The organism is Enterobacter sp. MGH 16 (assembly GCF_000493175.1).
GTDB classification, from domain to species: domain Bacteria; phylum Pseudomonadota; class Gammaproteobacteria; order Enterobacterales; family Enterobacteriaceae; genus Enterobacter; species Enterobacter roggenkampii.
Window position 1 is genome coordinate 831,029 of record NZ_KI535695.1, and the last position, 14,472, is coordinate 845,500.

The following is a 14,472-nucleotide window of genomic DNA, read 5'->3' on the forward strand; positions in this document are numbered from 1 at the left end:
CAGGGTGTGTGAAATGTAGCGTAAATTGTGTGGATGTAAATTGGTTTTGTTTGCTATATGATGCCGACCGATTTTTCATTCTCTCTAACGACTCCAGGACTGTACACCATGCCAGTGTTACACAACCGCGTTTCGAACGAGATGTTAAAAGCGCGTATGTTGGCTGAAACCGAACCGCGCACAACCATCTCATTCTATAAATACTTCACGATCGACGATCCGCAGGCGACCCGAGATGCGCTTTATCAGGCGTTCACGGCGCTGAACGTCTTCGGCCGCGTCTACCTTGCCCGTGAAGGCATCAACGCACAGATTAGCGTACCGGAAAGCAAAGTCAGCGCCTTCCGCGACGTACTTTATCAATTTGACCCGGCCCTTAACGGCTTACGCCTGAACATTGCCCTGGATGATGACGGGAAATCCTTCTGGGTGCTGCGCATGAAGGTGCGTGAACGCATCGTGGCGGACGGTATCGACGATCCGGAGTTTAACCCGGCGGACGTCGGTGAATATCTGAAGGCGGCGGAAGTGAATGCGATGCTGGACGATCCGGATGCCGTGTTCATCGATATGCGTAACCACTATGAGTATGAAGTGGGGCATTTCGAGAATGCGATGGAGATTCCGGCGGATACCTTCCGCGAGCAGTTGCCGAAAGCGGTTGAGATGATGCAGGAGCATAAAGATAAAAAGATCGTTATGTACTGCACCGGCGGTATCCGCTGTGAGAAAGCCAGCGCGTGGATGAAGCACAACGGCTTCAATAAAGTCTGGCACATTGAAGGCGGCATTATTGAGTACGCTCGCCGCGCCCGTGAACAGGGGCTGCCGGTACGCTTTATCGGGAAAAACTTTGTCTTTGACGAGCGTATGGGTGAACGTATTTCGGATGACGTCATCGCCCAGTGCCACCAGTGCGGCGCGCCGTGCGATACCCACACCAACTGCAAAAACGACGGTTGTCATCTGCTGTTCATTCAGTGCCCGGCCTGTGCCGAGAAGTTTAACGGTTGCTGTAGCGAGCTGTGCAGTGAAGAGAGCATCCTGCCGGAAGAAGAGCAGCGTCGCCGTCGCGCAGGACGTGAAAACGGCAACAAGATTTTCAATAAATCTCGCGGTCGTCTGAATACCAAACTGGGTATCCCTGACCCGGAATGATAATAACGCCCGGCACGGCAAAAGCCTGCCGGGCGACGTTATTATGATTTCTGCTGTACACCTTCAACGGAAATAATCAGCTCCACGTCCTGAGACGCCGGGCCTAAATCCGTTGTGATATTAAAATCTTTCAGGTGAATTTTCCCTGCCGCTTCGAAGCCTGCGCGTTTACCGCCCCACGGATCGTCACCCTGGCCCAGTAATTTCGCATCAAGCGTGACCGGTTTGGTTACGCCGTTAAGCGTCAGGTTGCCGGTAATATTCAGCTTATCACCCTCTTTCTTCACCTCAGTAGAAGTGAAGGTCGCCTGCGGGAATTTCGCGACGTTGAGGAATTCCCCACTGCGCAGGTGTTTATCGCGCTCTGCGTGGTTCGTGTCGACGCTGTTTGTATTAATGGTCACATTGACTTTATCGGCTGCGGGATTTTTTTCGTCAAAGGTGAATGTGCCGTCAAAATCCTTAAAGGTGCCGTACAGCCAGCTATATCCCAGGTGCTGAATACGGAAATTGACGAAAGCGTGCTGGCCCTCTTTATCAATTTTATAATCCGCCGCCACGGCGGAGCCGGCGGTGAATAACAGAGAACCCAGTGCGATACCCAGCAGGTGTTTTTTCATTTTATGCTCCAGAGTCAACTGACGAGCGGCCAAGCATGCGCTTTAGCGTATCGTCTTTATCAATAAAATGGTGTTTGAGGGCGGCAAGCCCGTGCAGCACGGACAGAATCACCACGCTCCAGGCGAGCCAGAGGTGAACAACCCCCGCCGTGTCGGCCTGAGCGCCGGCATCGCTAAGGGTTGCCGGAACCTCGAACAGGCCAAAAACGTTAATCGGCTTACCGTCAGCCGTCGAAATAAGATAGCCGCTAATCAGGATGGCAAACAGCAGCGCATAAAGGGCAATATGCGCGGCGACTGCACTGACGCGGGTAAATTTGCTGTGAGTCTTTTGCGCGGCGGGCGGCGGGGAAATGTGCCGCCAGATCACGCGGAAAACCAGCCCCAGCATCAGCAGGACACCAATGCTTTTATGCAATTCCGGCGCCTGGTGATACCAGCCATCGTAATAGCTGAGCGTGACCATCCAGAGTCCAAGTCCAAACATACCGTAGACGGCAAGAGCAAATATCCAGTGCAAACCTATGGATATTATTCCGTAGCGCCGGGAGGAGTTACGCCATTGCATCAGAATGTCCATTTTCAAATTAACCGGAAAGTAAAAATGAACGGGAAGGCGGGATATTGCAACTGAAATAATTGGCTATTGATTTTTATTTTATTTATTTCAGCAATTTTGAAAAGGATCGCTAACGCTAATTCAATCTCTTCGTGCAAGATGAAATTATAAGTTTCAATAAAGATAAAGTAATGTCAATTATTGTCAGTCTGGGTTTTCAGTAAAATACAATGTAAACAAAATCAATAATGGCCAGCAGCGCCCACAATAAGAGATAGAGCATAAAATGCTCGCGAATATTATTCATCAGACAGCTAACGATCTTGCGCATAACGCCCCAACATGCGGTGTGAATGAAGCGGGCCCCGTGACCTCCGGAGCCCGTGCGGATTATCCGTTAAAACGCGAGAGGGAGAAGGGCGTCAGATCAAACTGCGGCGCAATGCCCTGGGCAAACTGCGCGGCGATTTCACCCAGCACGGAAGCAAACTTAAAGCCGTGGCCGCTCAGTCCGGTGATGAGCAGGGTGTTGTCATGCCCCGGCAGTGTATCAATGATAAAGTCTTCATCCGGCGTATTGTCGTAGGTACAGGCCGCGCCATACAGCAAGCCGCCAATGCCCGGAAGAATAGTGCGCAGGAACGAGAAGGCCTCTGAACCATCCTGTGGGAAGGCGCCGAAAGGTTTACGCTCTTCAGGGGAGGAGATCGCCTGGCCGCCGTTGTGTTTACCGATTTTCAGCGCGTCTTTTTCTGACGGGAAGCCGTAGAACTGGTCGCCGTTGGGTAATTCGCCGGTGAAGGCCGGGAATTTATTCTGGGCGCTGTAACGACCATCCGACTGGAACCAGGAGAAGACCTTGCGCACCGGCTGGATCGGCAGATCGGGCAGCAGGCGGGTAACCCAGGTACCTGCGCTGACCAGCAGGCGGGACGCTGAATAATCGCCGTCAATAGTGGTGACCGTGACGCCATTATCATCATGGGTGATGGCCTCTACCAGACAGTTGAATAGCTGCGCGCAGCCTGCCTTCGCAGCAAGCTCGATCCAGGTTTTGATCGCCGTTTCGCAATGGAGCACCCCGGAGTGGGCTTCAAAGAGGCCAATATAATCGTCCGGGACGGTAATTTCGGGCCAGCGTGCGGTAATGCCCGTCGCGTCCAGCTTCTCAACGTCCAGATTAAACGCTTTCGCGCTGCGTTCGACGCCAGCGAGAAACGCAGAATGTGCCGGACCCAGGTTGATGACGCCAGTACGCTCGAAAATACGATCTTCGGTCTGTTTCGCCAGTTCATCCCACAGCGTCTGGGCGCGAAGCACCAGCGGAACGTAGCGTTCACCTTCACCGTACGCATGGCGGATGAGGCGGGTATCGCCATGATGGCTGCCTTCCGAATGAGGAGGCAGATGGCTATCGATCATCAGAACCTTCAGACCTGCCTGTGTTGCGTAATAGCCTGCGGCAGATCCTACGGAGCCGCTGCCAATAATGATTAAGTCGTATCTCATATGCATCTCATAAACTGATGTTTTGTTAGCAGAGTAATTAACAACGCGGGGTTAGACAAGGGAGAAATAAATAAGGCACCGCGAGGGTGCCTGTAGAGAGAAAAGTGGGCATAAGCTTAGTGCCGTTTATACTCATTTTCCTGGTAGTCGCCAGATTCTATTTTTGCAATACCTGCTTCTAAAATAGAAATAAACTGACGGGCGACGTCTGTTGTTAGCCACAGCGTCTGTCCAACTTCCGCTTCTTCACGGTTGAGTTGATTTGGGGTCTGGTAGTGCAAACGCAGCATCAGCGCATCGTAGCTATCTACGGTACTGATATCCCAGCCAACAAGTGGGTGGGTCTGGATGACTTCACTATTCTTTTCCATTATAACCCCCTTAATGCGTGTTAGAAGACAACGGCTTTGAGGTTCAATGCATGTTTTTCTGAAAGCAACTTCAGTATACCAAGTAATAAGGGTTCCGAAGGGAAAAATAAACAGGTGGCAACACATTTTTCTGCTTTTTAGGATTGTTCGAACAATAAAACACCATCTCGTTCACGATTTTTAAAGAAGATGCCGAATTATTTTGAACTTACAGGATTATGAGGCAAAAAAAAGCCGGGGCGACCCGGCAAAAAAACACAATGAGGGAGCAGTGTTAATCCGTGATGAACCAGTCGTCAGCGCTTTCCCACGTTTCCTGGAGGATTTCGCTGATGCGATCTTTATCTTCTTTTGCGGCGCCAATGACGGAGAGGTTGTTCGCCGCGGCGTAACGTACCGTGACGGCACCCGCGTTGTCGGGAAAGGTGTTGTTAATACGACGGGATAATTCGCCTGCCAGTGCATCAAGCGCGCCGGCAGGCAGAACGGTAGTTTTGGCTATGGTGACTTCAATACGCATAAATGCCCCCTGTGTAATATACTGTTTATTTATACAGGTATATTATCAGTTTGACAACAAGGGGCACTGATTTTTTAACGTTTTACCGTCCAGCTTACGGTTTCACCCGCCAGGAAGGGGATCAGCGTGTCGTCCGTCAGCGCAATGGACTCCTCAACGTGGCTCGCTTTACGCTCCAGTTCGATGAAGGTGTCGTTGACCGGCAGGCCGTAGAAGCGCGGGCCGTTAAGGGAGCAGAATGCTTCGAAATGTTCCAGCGCGTTCATCTCTTCAAACACGGTTGCGTAGCTGGCAAGCGCCGTTGGGGCGTTGAAGCAGCCCGCGCAGCCGCAGCTCGCCTCTTTACGATGGCGGGCGTGAGGCGCGGAATCGGTACCGAGGAACGCGCGGGAGAACCCGCTGGCGACCAGCTCGCGCAGCGCCTGCTGGTGGATGTTGCGCTTAAGAATAGGCAGGCAGTAGAGGTGAGGGCGCACCCCGCCCACCAGCATGTGGTTACGGTTAAACATCAGGTGCTGTGGCGTAATGGTGGCGGCGATAAGATCGTTGCCGTCACGCACGTACTCTGCCGCGTCTTTGGTGGTGATATGCTCGAAGACCACCTTCAGCGCCGGCAGGCGCTGGCGCAAAGGCTCCATCACGGTCTCGATAAAACGGGCTTCGCGGTCGAAAATGTCAATCTCGGCATGCGTTACTTCGCCGTGAACCAGCAGCGGCATACCCAGTTTCTGCATGCGTTCCAGCACCGGCATAATGGCATCAATGCTGGTGACGCCGTGGCTGGAGTTGGTGGTGGCATTCGCCGGGTAGAGTTTCGCTGCCGTAAAGACGCCTTCGTTAAACCCGCGCTCCACTTCGTTCGGATCCAGTGAATCGGTCAGATAGCAGGTCATCAACGGGGTAAAATCGTGTCCCGCAGGAACGGCGTCGAGAATGCGCTGGCGATAGGCTATCGCGGCATCGACGGTGGTGACTGGTGGCACCAGGTTAGGCATGACAATCGCGCGGCCATAAATTTCGCTGGTATAAGGCACGACGGTTTTCAGCATATCGCCATCACGCAGATGGATATGCCAGTCGTCAGGGCGGCGGATTTTAAGAACCTGGGGTTGTGCAGTCATGGAAGCTCCGGCTTGTCAGGAATCAGTCATAAGGATGGCTGTTTTTGCCGGACACAAATCATAAGCGGAAACGTTTTCGTTTGCACACTTTTCCGTGAAAAAAAAGGGCGCCGCAGCGCCCTTCAGATTAATCGGTGAAAGGAATGATAATTTCGCCCGGTTTCACCTCTATGCCTTTTGCATATTTTTTCGCCAGAGCTTCACCCTTGCTTTTGTCTTCGCTTAAGACGTACGCGGGCTGCTGGTTAAAGTAATTCCGCAGCGACTGATTCAGATAGGGCATCAGGGTTTGCAGAACTGGCGCCATCTTGTCCGGAGACACCTTCGCGTCGACCACTTCCATCTCCTGCAGGAAAATCGCCCCTTTCTCTTTGTTGAAAACAGGCAGTGCCTTCAGCTTGAGCTTGATGTTGGCTTTCTGATTGCCAAAGAGGGAGGACATATCGAGGTCCGCATCACCGGCCAGGGTGACTTTGTTTGGCTCTTCACGTCCGATTTGACTGGTGAGGTTTGTGAGCACGATATGCGCATCGGCAAGACCCGGTACGCCAATGTCTTTCGAGAAATTGTTATGTTTTTCCAGCGCCTGATTAATTTCCTGTTCACTGACGGTGTATTGCGTGAGCTGGTTACAGCCAACCAGCAGGCCGCTGACAATCAATGCCGCGGCTAAGACAATTTTCTTCATAGTGTTCCTCAACGAAAAATCGGCGCTTCTGTCCTGTTACGCCAGTATGTCAGCGTGAATGGGCAGAAACCAGCAGAAAAAACTGAGAAGTGGGGCGGGAAGGGCTCCCGCCCGAGGGAAAGGCTACGCGCCAGGCTCGAGCATGCCGCTCGCGCTGCGTTTCTGGCTGAACTGCCACCACAGGGCGAGTAGCGTCATAAAGCCCACCGCGCCAAGCATCATCCACGGGAGTTCAGGTTGATTTAACGCTTTGCCGGCATCAAACAACCAGCCGCCCCCGGCGTAACCTAATGCCCCGCCGAGTGCCAGCCCCAGACGGCTGAACCCCATATAGCTGCCGCGCGCACGCGCATCCGCAAGCGAGGCGCTCAGCGTTTCGCGGGCAGGCTCGGCGATGATCGAGCCAATATAGAATGTGCAAATCAGCGTAAACAGCTGCTGGAGCGTGTTCACCAGGCCGATCGGCATCATGCTCAGCGTCATCAGGAACAGTCCGGCCATCAGGCGATGCTCCAGGCGAAAACGTCGCTCGCTCCAGCGGGCAATCGGATAGAGTAGCGTTAACGACAGGCAGGCTTCGATGGCGTACATCCATTTCACCGCCGCAGGGGTACCTGCAATGTCGTTAACCATGATCGGCAGCATCAGCATGACCTGCACGGCCAGCATGTAATATCCCGTCAGGGTCAACACATAGGTGACAAAGCGCTTGTCATGCAGGACGCGACCAAGCCCTTCCCGGACCGGCGCTTTCACCGTCGACAGTTTCCACGCCGGCAGGAACAGGCCATTAAACAGCGCGCACAGAATAAAGAGCACCGCCCCAGCCGCGCAGACCAGACGGAAGTCATACTGCAGCAGCCAGCTTCCCAGCAGGGCGCCGATAACCGCCCCGGCGCTGTCCTGCATCATCAGAATCGAGAAGAAACGGCCGCGGTGCTGCGGGCGAATCAGCTTTACCACCAGCGCGGTGCGGGGCGGATCGAACAGCGTGCCCCCGATACCGGAGAGGAAACAGGAGAACCAGAGCAGCCAGGGCTCCTGGGCGACCGCCATCGTGGCAAACCCTGCCGCGCGCAGCAGCATACCGGTGACGATCATCGGTTTCGCGCCAAAGCGGTCGGCAATGGCCCCGCCAAAGACGCCCAGGCCCTGCTGGACAAACTGGCGTAGCCCCAGGGCAATGCCGACCATTAATGCCGCCCAGCCCATTTGATCGACAAAGCGGATCGAAATAAGCGGAAAAACGACAAAAAAGCCGAGCACGACCAGCATGTTATCGACGAGCAGGAAATATTTACCCAGGCTCCTGGCCTGTGATACGCGGGACATTTTCCCTCCAGGGAAAATAAGATGGTGAGCACGCTAACATTCTGCGGTGTCGCCGCGTTTTTTCCCACCCCTGCACGTGACAATATTTTTTTATCAAAAGGGTGCTTTGATAGAGAGTTCTCATCGAAAAATGTGAAAAGAGGTGAAAATGGTATGTCACTGTTTTCACAGACGGCGCAGGCGCAGGTATAGTAAAGCTAATGGGCAAGCTGAAGTGACGGGAAGGAGTGGTATCGATGTTTGGCTATCGCAGTAATGTGCCAAAAGTGCGTCTGACAACGGACAGGCTGGTCGTTCGTCTGGTGCATGAGCGTGATGCCTGGCGTCTGGCGGATTATTACGCCGAGAATCGCCAGTTTTTAAAACCCTGGGAACCCGTTCGGGATGAGAGCCATTGTTACCCTTCCGGCTGGCAGGCGCGCCTCAGCATGATTACGGAATTTCACAAGCAGGGCAGCGCGTTTTATTTCGCGCTGCTGGATCCTGAAGAGAAAGAAATTATCGGGATCGCCAATTTTTCAAACGTGGTGCGGGGATCGTTTCACGCCTGCTACCTGGGCTACTCCATCGGCCAGAAGTGGCAGGGGCAGGGGCTGATGTACGAGGCGCTGACGGTAGCGATCCGCTATATGCAACGCACCCAGCACATTCATCGCATTATGGCGAACTATATGCCGCATAACCAGCGCAGCGGAAATCTGCTGGCGCGTTTAGGGTTCGAGAAAGAGGGTTACGCCAAAGACTATCTGCTGATAGACGGAGAGTGGCGCGACCACGTTCTGACGGCATTAACCACCCGGGACTGGACTGCAGGTCGTTAAGGAGAAAAGATGAAGTATCAGCTAAACGGTACAGAAGCGCGCGTGATTGGGTGCTTACTCGAAAAACAGGTCACCACGCCGGAGCAGTATCCGCTGTCCGTCAACGCCGTGACCATGGCCTGCAACCAGAAAACCAACCGCGAGCCGGTGATGAACCTCAGCGAGTATGAGGTTCAGGACGTGCTGGATGCGCTGGTCAAACGCCACTATCTGCGCACCGTCAGCGGCTTCGGCAACCGCGTGACCAAATACGAACAGCGCTTCTGTAACTCCGAATTTGGTGACCTGAAGCTGAGCAGTGCGGAAGTGGCGGTCATCACCACGCTGCTGCTGCGCGGTGCGCAAACGCCGGGAGAACTGCGCACGCGCGCTTCCCGCATGCATGAGTTCAGCGATATGCAGGAGGTCGAGCAGACCCTCGAAGGGCTGGCCGCGCGTGAAGACGGTCCTTACGTGGTGCGTCTGGCGCGCGAGCCGGGCAAGCGTGAAAGCCGCTATATGCACCTGTTCAGCGGTGAAGTTGATAGTTCAGTTAAATCCAGCGCAACCGACATAACGGCCGTAGATGATGATTTGGTTGCCCGCGTAGCGGCGCTGGAAGACGAGGTCGCCGGGCTGAAACAGCGTCTGGATGCCCTGCTGGCACATTTGGGAGACTGACGGTGAAAAAATTACGCATTGGCGTAGTAGGGCTGGGCGGTATTGCACAAAAAGCCTGGCTGCCGGTTCTGGGGGCAGCGACGGACTGGACGCTGCAAGGGGCATGGTCACCCACGCGCGAGAAAGCCGAGCGGATCTGCGAAACCTGGCGTATGCCGTATGCGGCATCGCTTCAGGATCTGGCCCGCGAGTGCGATGCGGTCTTTGTGCATACCTCAACGTCTACCCACTATCAGGTCGTGAGCGAGCTGCTCAATGCGGGCGTTCACGTTTGCGTGGATAAACCGCTGGCGGAAAATGTTCCGGACGCGGAACGCCTGATTGAGCTGGCGGCGCGTAAAAAACTGACGCTGATGGTCGGCTTCAACCGCCGCTTCGCGCCCCTTTACCAGCAGCTCAAGGCACAGTCGGGCAGGTTTGCCTCGCTGCGGATGGATAAGCACCGCACGGACAGCATCGGGCCGAACGATTTGCGCTTCACGCTGCTGGATGATTATCTCCACGTTGTGGATACGGCGCTGTGGCTCGCCGGCAGCAACGCGCAGCTGCAAAGTGGCACGCTGCTCACGAACGAGCAGGGTGAAATGGTCTACGCCGAACACCATTTCGCGATTGACCATCTGCAGATCACGACCAGCATGCATCGTCGTGCCGGCAGCCAGCGAGAATGCGTCCAGGCCGTCACCGACGGGGCGTTGTACGACATTACCGACATGCGTGAATGGCGGGAAGAGAAGGGCAGCGGCGTGGTGACGCTCCCCGCGCCTGGCTGGCAGAGCACGCTTGAACAGCGCGGTTTTGCCGGTTGCGCCCGCCACTTCATCACCTGCGTGCAAAATCAGACGGTTCCTGAAACGTCCGGCGAGCAGGCCATCATGGCGCAGCGCATTGTGGAAAGGCTCTGGCGCGAGGCCATGAGTGAATAACTCGCTGTAACATCTGCGGATAGTAATTCGTTGAAATCCGGGTAGACTAAGCGCCGCTTGTAGGCTTTGCCGGGTGGCGCTTACGCTTGCCCGTCCTGGAAATCCGTATGGTTCTGGAAATTCACGTTAATGAACTTATTAAAATCGCTGGCAGCCGTCAGCTCGATGACCATGTTTTCCCGCGTGCTGGGTTTTGCGCGCGACGCCATTGTGGCAAGGGTATTTGGTGCAGGGATGGCCACGGACGCCTTTTTCGTCGCGTTCAAATTACCGAACCTGCTGCGTCGTATTTTTGCGGAAGGGGCGTTTTCTCAGGCATTCGTCCCGATCCTGGCGGAATATAAAAGCAAGCAGGGTGAGGACGCCACGCGCGTCTTTGTGTCTTATGTCTCCGGCCTGCTGACGCTGGCGCTGGCGGTGGTGACCGTCCTCGGGATGCTGGCCGCGCCCTGGGTGATTATGGTGACCGCGCCCGGCTTTGCCGATACGGCCGACAAGTTTGCTCTGACCTCGCAGCTGTTGCGCATTACTTTCCCCTATATTCTGCTGATCTCGCTGGCTTCGCTGGTGGGGGCGATCCTCAATACCTGGAACCGCTTCTCCGTTCCGGCGTTTGCGCCGACGTTTCTTAACGTCAGCATGATCGGCTTTGCCCTGTTCGCCGCCCCGCACTTCAACCCGCCGGTGCTGGCGCTGGCCTGGGCGGTCACCGTCGGCGGCGTGCTGCAGCTGGCGTATCAGCTGCCGCACCTGAAAAAAATCGGCATGCTGGTGCTGCCGCGCATCAACTTCAAAGATGCCGGGGCGATGCGCGTCATCAAGCAGATGGGGCCCGCCATTCTCGGCGTCTCCGTCAGCCAGATCTCGCTGATTATCAACACCATCTTTGCCTCGTTCCTGGTGTCCGGCTCGGTTTCCTGGATGTACTATGCCGACCGCCTGATGGAGTTTCCGTCCGGGGTGCTGGGCGTGGCGCTGGGGACCATCCTGCTGCCGTCGCTGTCGAAAAGTTTTGCCAGCGGCAATCATGATGAGTATTGCCGCCTGATGGACTGGGGCCTGCGTCTCTGCTTCCTGCTGGCCCTGCCAAGCGCGGTGGCGCTGGGTATTCTGGCCAAACCGCTGACGGTGTCGCTCTTCCAGTACGGGAAATTCACCGCCTTCGATGCCGCCATGACCCAGCGCGCGCTGATTGCCTACTCGGTGGGACTGATGGGGCTGATCGTGGTGAAAGTGCTGGCGCCGGGCTTTTACTCGCGTCAGGACATCAAAACGCCGGTAAAAATTGCCATCGTGACGCTGATTATGACGCAGCTGATGAACCTGGCGTTTATTGGTCCGCTGAAACATGCCGGCCTGTCATTATCGATTGGTCTCGCGGCCTGTCTGAATGCCGGGCTGCTGTACTGGCAGCTGCGCAAGCAGGATATTTTCACGCCGCAGCCGGGTTGGGGCAGTTTCCTGGTGCGTCTGATCGTTGCGGTATTGGTGATGTCTGCCGCGCTGCTTGGCATGATGCACGTGATGCCGGAGTGGTCCCTGGGCACGATGCCTTATCGTCTGATGCGCCTGATGGCCGTGGTGTGCGTTGGTGTGGTGGCGTACTTTGCCACGCTCGCGGTGCTGGGTTTCAAAGTCAAAGAGTTTGCCCGCCGGACGGCATAAACGCCAAAAGGGGAGTTCACCTCATGGTGCTCCCCACTGCATGATGAGTCGCTTATGCGTCAAATCGAAATCTTTTTCACACCTGCAATACGCGCCGTCGCCGTCTGACCATCCGCACCGTACAGTCCGGTTTCTTTATGCGGTTTCAACACCTCAAGCGCCTGCTGATTACGCTCAATCTGCCCTTCCAGTAGCCAGCCGTTATGCTGGTTAAGATCGCGCAGGTGCTGAGTTTTTTCGGTAATGGTCTGCCAGCGCTCAATAATATCGTCATTGGCGCTGCGCTTAGGATCTTGCTCAGCGCGTCGCTGCTGCTCCAGATAATCCAGCGTTGCCAGAAGCGAACTTTTGTCTTCAGTAATACGCTGCAGCGCGCTGCCGTTGATGTGACCGGAAGAGAGATGCTGCTGTTCAGCGTCCATTACCGTTTTCAGGTCGTTCAGGACAACCGTCATTTGATCCAGTATTTCTGACAGTCGACTCATACGGTTAGTTACTCTGTAAGAAACTCTGTGCTTCCTGAATCAGGGCGTCAGCGATCTTGCTGGTATCCATTTTCAGCTCACCGTTACGAATAGCCGTTTTCAGCGCTTCAACACGTTCCATATTGATATCGTTGCTGCCCGGCTGCATCAGTTTTGCCTGCGCGTCGCTCAGGGTCACGCTGGTGCTGTTGGACGTTGACGGTTTCTCCAGACGCGTTTTCTGCGCCGTTGCGTCATTCGTTTCGCGAGGTTGTACAGCGCTTACCGGCTTCAGGGCTGATGTACGATCAATGCTCATAGTGTTGTCCTCATCGAGGGTTCGCGGCGTTTGCGCCTGACATCATCATTAGTGGAATATTTATCGGCACGCGCCGCGAAATCTTTAAAAAGATTATAGGTTAATCAGAATATTCCCATCAGCATCGACGGTTCCGCTCACCACCTGGCCTGAGGACATTCTGACGCGGGCGTTTTGCGCCACCGCGGCATTGTTCAACGCTTTCCCTTCACTGTTGATGCTAAAGCCATCTCCGTTGGCCACCACCATCACCTGTTGGCCTGCTTTTACCCGCCATGCCTGACGCAGCATGGAGATCTGTATCGGCTGGCCTGGCGCGACGTCGCGCAGGCTGACGGCGTCCTGAGCCTGGTTAATATCCAGCATGGTGCGTGGCGGCAGCTGATCCAGACGGCCGCGCTTCAAGGTCACGCTGTTTGTCTGCAGTACGCTGCCGCGCGCAATGGGCACGGCGGCGACAACATAATTGCCCGTCGCCTGAACGGCAACCTGTAAATAGCGTTTTTCGTTGGCGCAGCGTGCCAGCACGTTCACATTCCCCCAGAGCTTTGTGAACCCTACCACGCTGAAGGACGGCTGGTCGCACGTCGGGTACAGATTCGGTGGCGTGCGCACGGTAACGGTCACGTCATCGCTAAAGCCTGCCAGTTTTTCGGCAAAAAAAGCCGTTAGCCGATCCTGTAACCCTTCAGCCTGCGCCAGAGGGCTTAACAGCAAGAGAGTCGCCATCAGACCACGTTTTAACGTTTGCATCGCAAGTTCCACCGTTTCCAGAGTTGAACGAATTCTACCTGTAGTGGTTTTGCATCAACGGAATAAATAGCGACGCATTTTGCGCTTATTCCGTCGATAGGGGAGACCGGGTGAGATTTAAGCTGTGAACTGAAATTTTGCCATCAGCGGAGGAGACATGCTCGATAAACTCGACGCCGCGTTACGTTTTCAGCAGGAAGCGCTCAACTTACGCGCCCAGCGGCAGGAGATTTTAGCCGCCAATATCGCTAACGCCGATACCCCGGGGTATCAGGCGCGCGATATTGATTTTTCCAGAGAACTCAAAAAGGTGATGGAGCGTGGACGTGCCGAAGGAACGGGTGTTGCACTTGCCATGACATCCTCTCGCCATATTCCTGCTCAGGCGATGACCGCGCCAGCGACCGATTTACTTTATCGCATTCCCGATCAGCCCTCACTCGACGGTAACACCGTGGATATGGACCGGGAGCGTACCCAGTTTGCCGACAACAGCCTGAAATACCAGACGGGTCTGACCGTACTCGGCGGACAAATCAAAGGCATGATGAACGTCCTGCAGGGGGGGAACTGATAGATGGCCTTGCTGAATATTTTTGATATCGCCGGTTCGGCGTTAACCGCACAGTCCAAGCGCCTGAACGTGGCCGCCAGTAACCTGGCGAACGCCGACAGCGTCACCGGACCCGACGGCCAGCCTTATCGTGCCAAACAGGTTGTCTTTCAGGTCGATGCTGCACCAGGCGCGGCGACGGGCGGCGTGAAGGTCTCGGATGTGGTGGAGAGCCAGGCCCCGGACAGGCTGGTGTATGAGCCGGGTAACCCACTGGCGGATGCCAGCGGATACGTGAAGATGCCAAACGTGGATGTGGTGGGTGAGATGGTGAACTCCATGTCGGCTTCCCGTAGCTACCAGGCCAACGTCGAAGTGCTTAATACCGTGAAGAGCATGATGCTCAAAACACTCACTCTCGGCCAGTAAAGGA

19 protein-coding genes are annotated in these 14,472 nt (G+C 55.1%); 7 read left to right on the top strand and 12 right to left on the bottom strand.

Annotated elements, in window-relative coordinates; translation table 11 throughout:
- The first annotated feature begins 108 nt into the window (after positions 1-108).
- Complete coding sequence (locus L362_RS18770) at positions 109-1,158, top strand: oxygen-dependent tRNA uridine(34) hydroxylase TrhO (RefSeq protein ID WP_008500831.1); 1,050 nt, start codon at positions 109-111, stop codon at positions 1,156-1,158.
- A gap of 41 nt (positions 1,159-1,199) precedes the next feature.
- On the opposite strand, the gene L362_RS18765 is transcribed toward L362_RS18770, so the two are convergent.
- From L362_RS18765 to mdtH, 9 genes are all read right to left on the bottom strand, one after another.
- Entirely contained in the window at positions 1,200-1,778 is a 579-nt protein-coding gene (locus L362_RS18765; RefSeq protein ID WP_008500830.1) for a YceI family protein, read from the bottom strand.
- A 1-nt stretch (position 1,779) separates the two neighbouring features.
- Positions 1,780-2,346 carry a cytochrome b gene (locus L362_RS18760; RefSeq protein WP_023343748.1) on the bottom strand — a complete coding sequence of 189 codons (567 nt, stop codon included), beginning with the start codon at positions 2,344-2,346 and terminating at the stop codon, positions 1,780-1,782.
- 208 nt (positions 2,347-2,554) lie between these two features.
- Positions 2,555-2,668 (bottom strand): DUF2770 family protein, encoded by a 114-nt coding sequence (locus tag L362_RS0122720; protein ID WP_032637634.1) that lies wholly within the window; start codon positions 2,666-2,668, stop codon positions 2,555-2,557.
- 59 nt (positions 2,669-2,727) lie between these two features.
- Entirely contained in the window at positions 2,728-3,846 is a 1,119-nt protein-coding gene (gene solA / locus L362_RS18755) for an N-methyl-L-tryptophan oxidase (protein WP_023343749.1), read from the bottom strand.
- A gap of 116 nt (positions 3,847-3,962) precedes the next feature.
- Positions 3,963-4,217: a biofilm formation regulator BssS gene (bssS, locus tag L362_RS18750; RefSeq protein WP_008500827.1), complete on the bottom strand. Its 255-nt coding sequence runs from the start codon at positions 4,215-4,217 to the stop codon at positions 3,963-3,965.
- A 274-nt stretch (positions 4,218-4,491) separates the two neighbouring features.
- A complete protein-coding gene (dinI, locus tag L362_RS18745) occupies positions 4,492-4,737 on the bottom strand; it encodes a DNA damage-inducible protein I (protein ID WP_008500826.1) in 246 nt (81 codons plus the stop codon).
- A 74-nt stretch (positions 4,738-4,811) separates the two neighbouring features.
- Positions 4,812-5,858, bottom strand: coding sequence for a dihydroorotase (pyrC, locus tag L362_RS18740; RefSeq protein WP_021240774.1), 1,047 nt, complete (start codon positions 5,856-5,858; stop codon positions 4,812-4,814).
- A gap of 127 nt (positions 5,859-5,985) precedes the next feature.
- Positions 5,986-6,546, bottom strand: a complete 561-nt coding sequence (locus L362_RS18735) for a lipoprotein (protein ID WP_008500824.1) — start codon at positions 6,544-6,546, stop codon at positions 5,986-5,988.
- 123 nt (positions 6,547-6,669) lie between these two features.
- Positions 6,670-7,878, bottom strand: coding sequence for a multidrug efflux MFS transporter MdtH (gene mdtH, locus L362_RS18730; protein WP_023343750.1), 1,209 nt, complete (start codon positions 7,876-7,878; stop codon positions 6,670-6,672).
- Between the two features lie 236 nt (positions 7,879-8,114).
- On the opposite strand from mdtH, the gene rimJ reads away from it, so the two are divergent.
- From rimJ to murJ, 4 genes are all read left to right on the top strand, one after another.
- Positions 8,115-8,699: a ribosomal protein S5-alanine N-acetyltransferase gene (gene rimJ / locus L362_RS18725; protein WP_008500822.1), complete on the top strand. Its 585-nt coding sequence runs from the start codon at positions 8,115-8,117 to the stop codon at positions 8,697-8,699.
- Positions 8,700-8,708: 9 nt separating this feature from the next.
- Positions 8,709-9,359, top strand: coding sequence for a YceH family protein (locus L362_RS18720; protein ID WP_023343751.1), 651 nt, complete (start codon positions 8,709-8,711; stop codon positions 9,357-9,359).
- 2 nt (positions 9,360-9,361) lie between these two features.
- A complete protein-coding gene (locus tag L362_RS18715) occupies positions 9,362-10,285 on the top strand; it encodes a Gfo/Idh/MocA family protein (protein ID WP_023343752.1) in 924 nt (307 codons plus the stop codon).
- Positions 10,286-10,414: 129 nt separating this feature from the next.
- A complete protein-coding gene (murJ, locus tag L362_RS18710) occupies positions 10,415-11,950 on the top strand; it encodes a murein biosynthesis integral membrane protein MurJ (RefSeq protein ID WP_008500819.1) in 1,536 nt (511 codons plus the stop codon).
- Between the two features lie 59 nt (positions 11,951-12,009).
- On the opposite strand, the gene flgN is transcribed toward murJ, so the two are convergent.
- The 3 genes from flgN to flgA form a co-directional block, all read right to left on the bottom strand.
- Positions 12,010-12,435, bottom strand: a complete 426-nt coding sequence (gene flgN, locus L362_RS18705) for a flagella biosynthesis chaperone FlgN (protein WP_008500818.1) — start codon at positions 12,433-12,435, stop codon at positions 12,010-12,012.
- A gap of 4 nt (positions 12,436-12,439) precedes the next feature.
- Positions 12,440-12,733 carry a flagellar biosynthesis anti-sigma factor FlgM gene (gene flgM, locus L362_RS18700; RefSeq protein ID WP_008500817.1) on the bottom strand — a complete coding sequence of 98 codons (294 nt, stop codon included), beginning with the start codon at positions 12,731-12,733 and terminating at the stop codon, positions 12,440-12,442.
- 93 nt (positions 12,734-12,826) lie between these two features.
- Positions 12,827-13,486: a flagellar basal body P-ring formation chaperone FlgA gene (gene flgA / locus L362_RS18695; RefSeq protein ID WP_023343753.1), complete on the bottom strand. Its 660-nt coding sequence runs from the start codon at positions 13,484-13,486 to the stop codon at positions 12,827-12,829.
- A 157-nt stretch (positions 13,487-13,643) separates the two neighbouring features.
- Here flgA and flgB point away from each other — a divergent pair, with 157 nt between their 5' ends.
- Positions 13,644-14,060 (top strand): flagellar basal body rod protein FlgB, encoded by a 417-nt coding sequence (gene flgB, locus L362_RS18690; protein ID WP_023343754.1) that lies wholly within the window; start codon positions 13,644-13,646, stop codon positions 14,058-14,060.
- Between the two features lie 3 nt (positions 14,061-14,063).
- The gene (gene flgC / locus L362_RS18685) at positions 14,064-14,468 is read left to right on the top strand and encodes a flagellar basal body rod protein FlgC (protein WP_008500814.1); all 405 of its coding nucleotides are present in this window, start codon (positions 14,064-14,066) and stop codon (positions 14,466-14,468) included.
- The last annotated feature ends 4 nt before the right edge of the window (positions 14,469-14,472 follow it).

Bases quoted from the DNA above. Each gene is read 5' to 3' on its own strand.
- pyrC (WP_021240774.1), bottom strand. From the start codon at position 5,858: ATGACTGCACAACCCCAGGTTCTTAAAATCCGCCGCCCTGACGACTGG.
- flgB (WP_023343754.1), top strand. From the start codon at position 13,644: ATGCTCGATAAACTCGACGCCGCGTTACGTTTTCAGCAGGAAGCGCTC.
- flgC (WP_008500814.1), top strand. From the start codon at position 14,064: ATGGCCTTGCTGAATATTTTTGATATCGCCGGTTCGGCGTTAACCGCA.
- L362_RS18760 (WP_023343748.1), bottom strand. From the start codon at position 2,346: ATGCAATGGCGTAACTCCTCCCGGCGCTACGGAATAATATCCATAGGT.
- mdtH (WP_023343750.1), bottom strand. From the start codon at position 7,878: ATGTCCCGCGTATCACAGGCCAGGAGCCTGGGTAAATATTTCCTGCTC.
- L362_RS0122720 (WP_032637634.1), bottom strand. From the start codon at position 2,668: ATGCGCAAGATCGTTAGCTGTCTGATGAATAATATTCGCGAGCATTTT.
- flgA (WP_023343753.1), bottom strand. From the start codon at position 13,486: ATGCAAACGTTAAAACGTGGTCTGATGGCGACTCTCTTGCTGTTAAGC.
- L362_RS18735 (WP_008500824.1), bottom strand. From the start codon at position 6,546: ATGAAGAAAATTGTCTTAGCCGCGGCATTGATTGTCAGCGGCCTGCTG.
- dinI (WP_008500826.1), bottom strand. From the start codon at position 4,737: ATGCGTATTGAAGTCACCATAGCCAAAACTACCGTTCTGCCTGCCGGC.
- bssS (WP_008500827.1), bottom strand. From the start codon at position 4,217: ATGGAAAAGAATAGTGAAGTCATCCAGACCCACCCACTTGTTGGCTGG.
- flgM (WP_008500817.1), bottom strand. From the start codon at position 12,733: ATGAGCATTGATCGTACATCAGCCCTGAAGCCGGTAAGCGCTGTACAA.
- rimJ (WP_008500822.1), top strand. From the start codon at position 8,115: ATGTTTGGCTATCGCAGTAATGTGCCAAAAGTGCGTCTGACAACGGAC.
- L362_RS18770 (WP_008500831.1), top strand. From the start codon at position 109: ATGCCAGTGTTACACAACCGCGTTTCGAACGAGATGTTAAAAGCGCGT.
- murJ (WP_008500819.1), top strand. From the start codon at position 10,415: ATGAACTTATTAAAATCGCTGGCAGCCGTCAGCTCGATGACCATGTTT.
- L362_RS18765 (WP_008500830.1), bottom strand. From the start codon at position 1,778: ATGAAAAAACACCTGCTGGGTATCGCACTGGGTTCTCTGTTATTCACC.
- flgN (WP_008500818.1), bottom strand. From the start codon at position 12,435: ATGAGTCGACTGTCAGAAATACTGGATCAAATGACGGTTGTCCTGAAC.
- L362_RS18720 (WP_023343751.1), top strand. From the start codon at position 8,709: ATGAAGTATCAGCTAAACGGTACAGAAGCGCGCGTGATTGGGTGCTTA.
- solA (WP_023343749.1), bottom strand. From the start codon at position 3,846: ATGAGATACGACTTAATCATTATTGGCAGCGGCTCCGTAGGATCTGCC.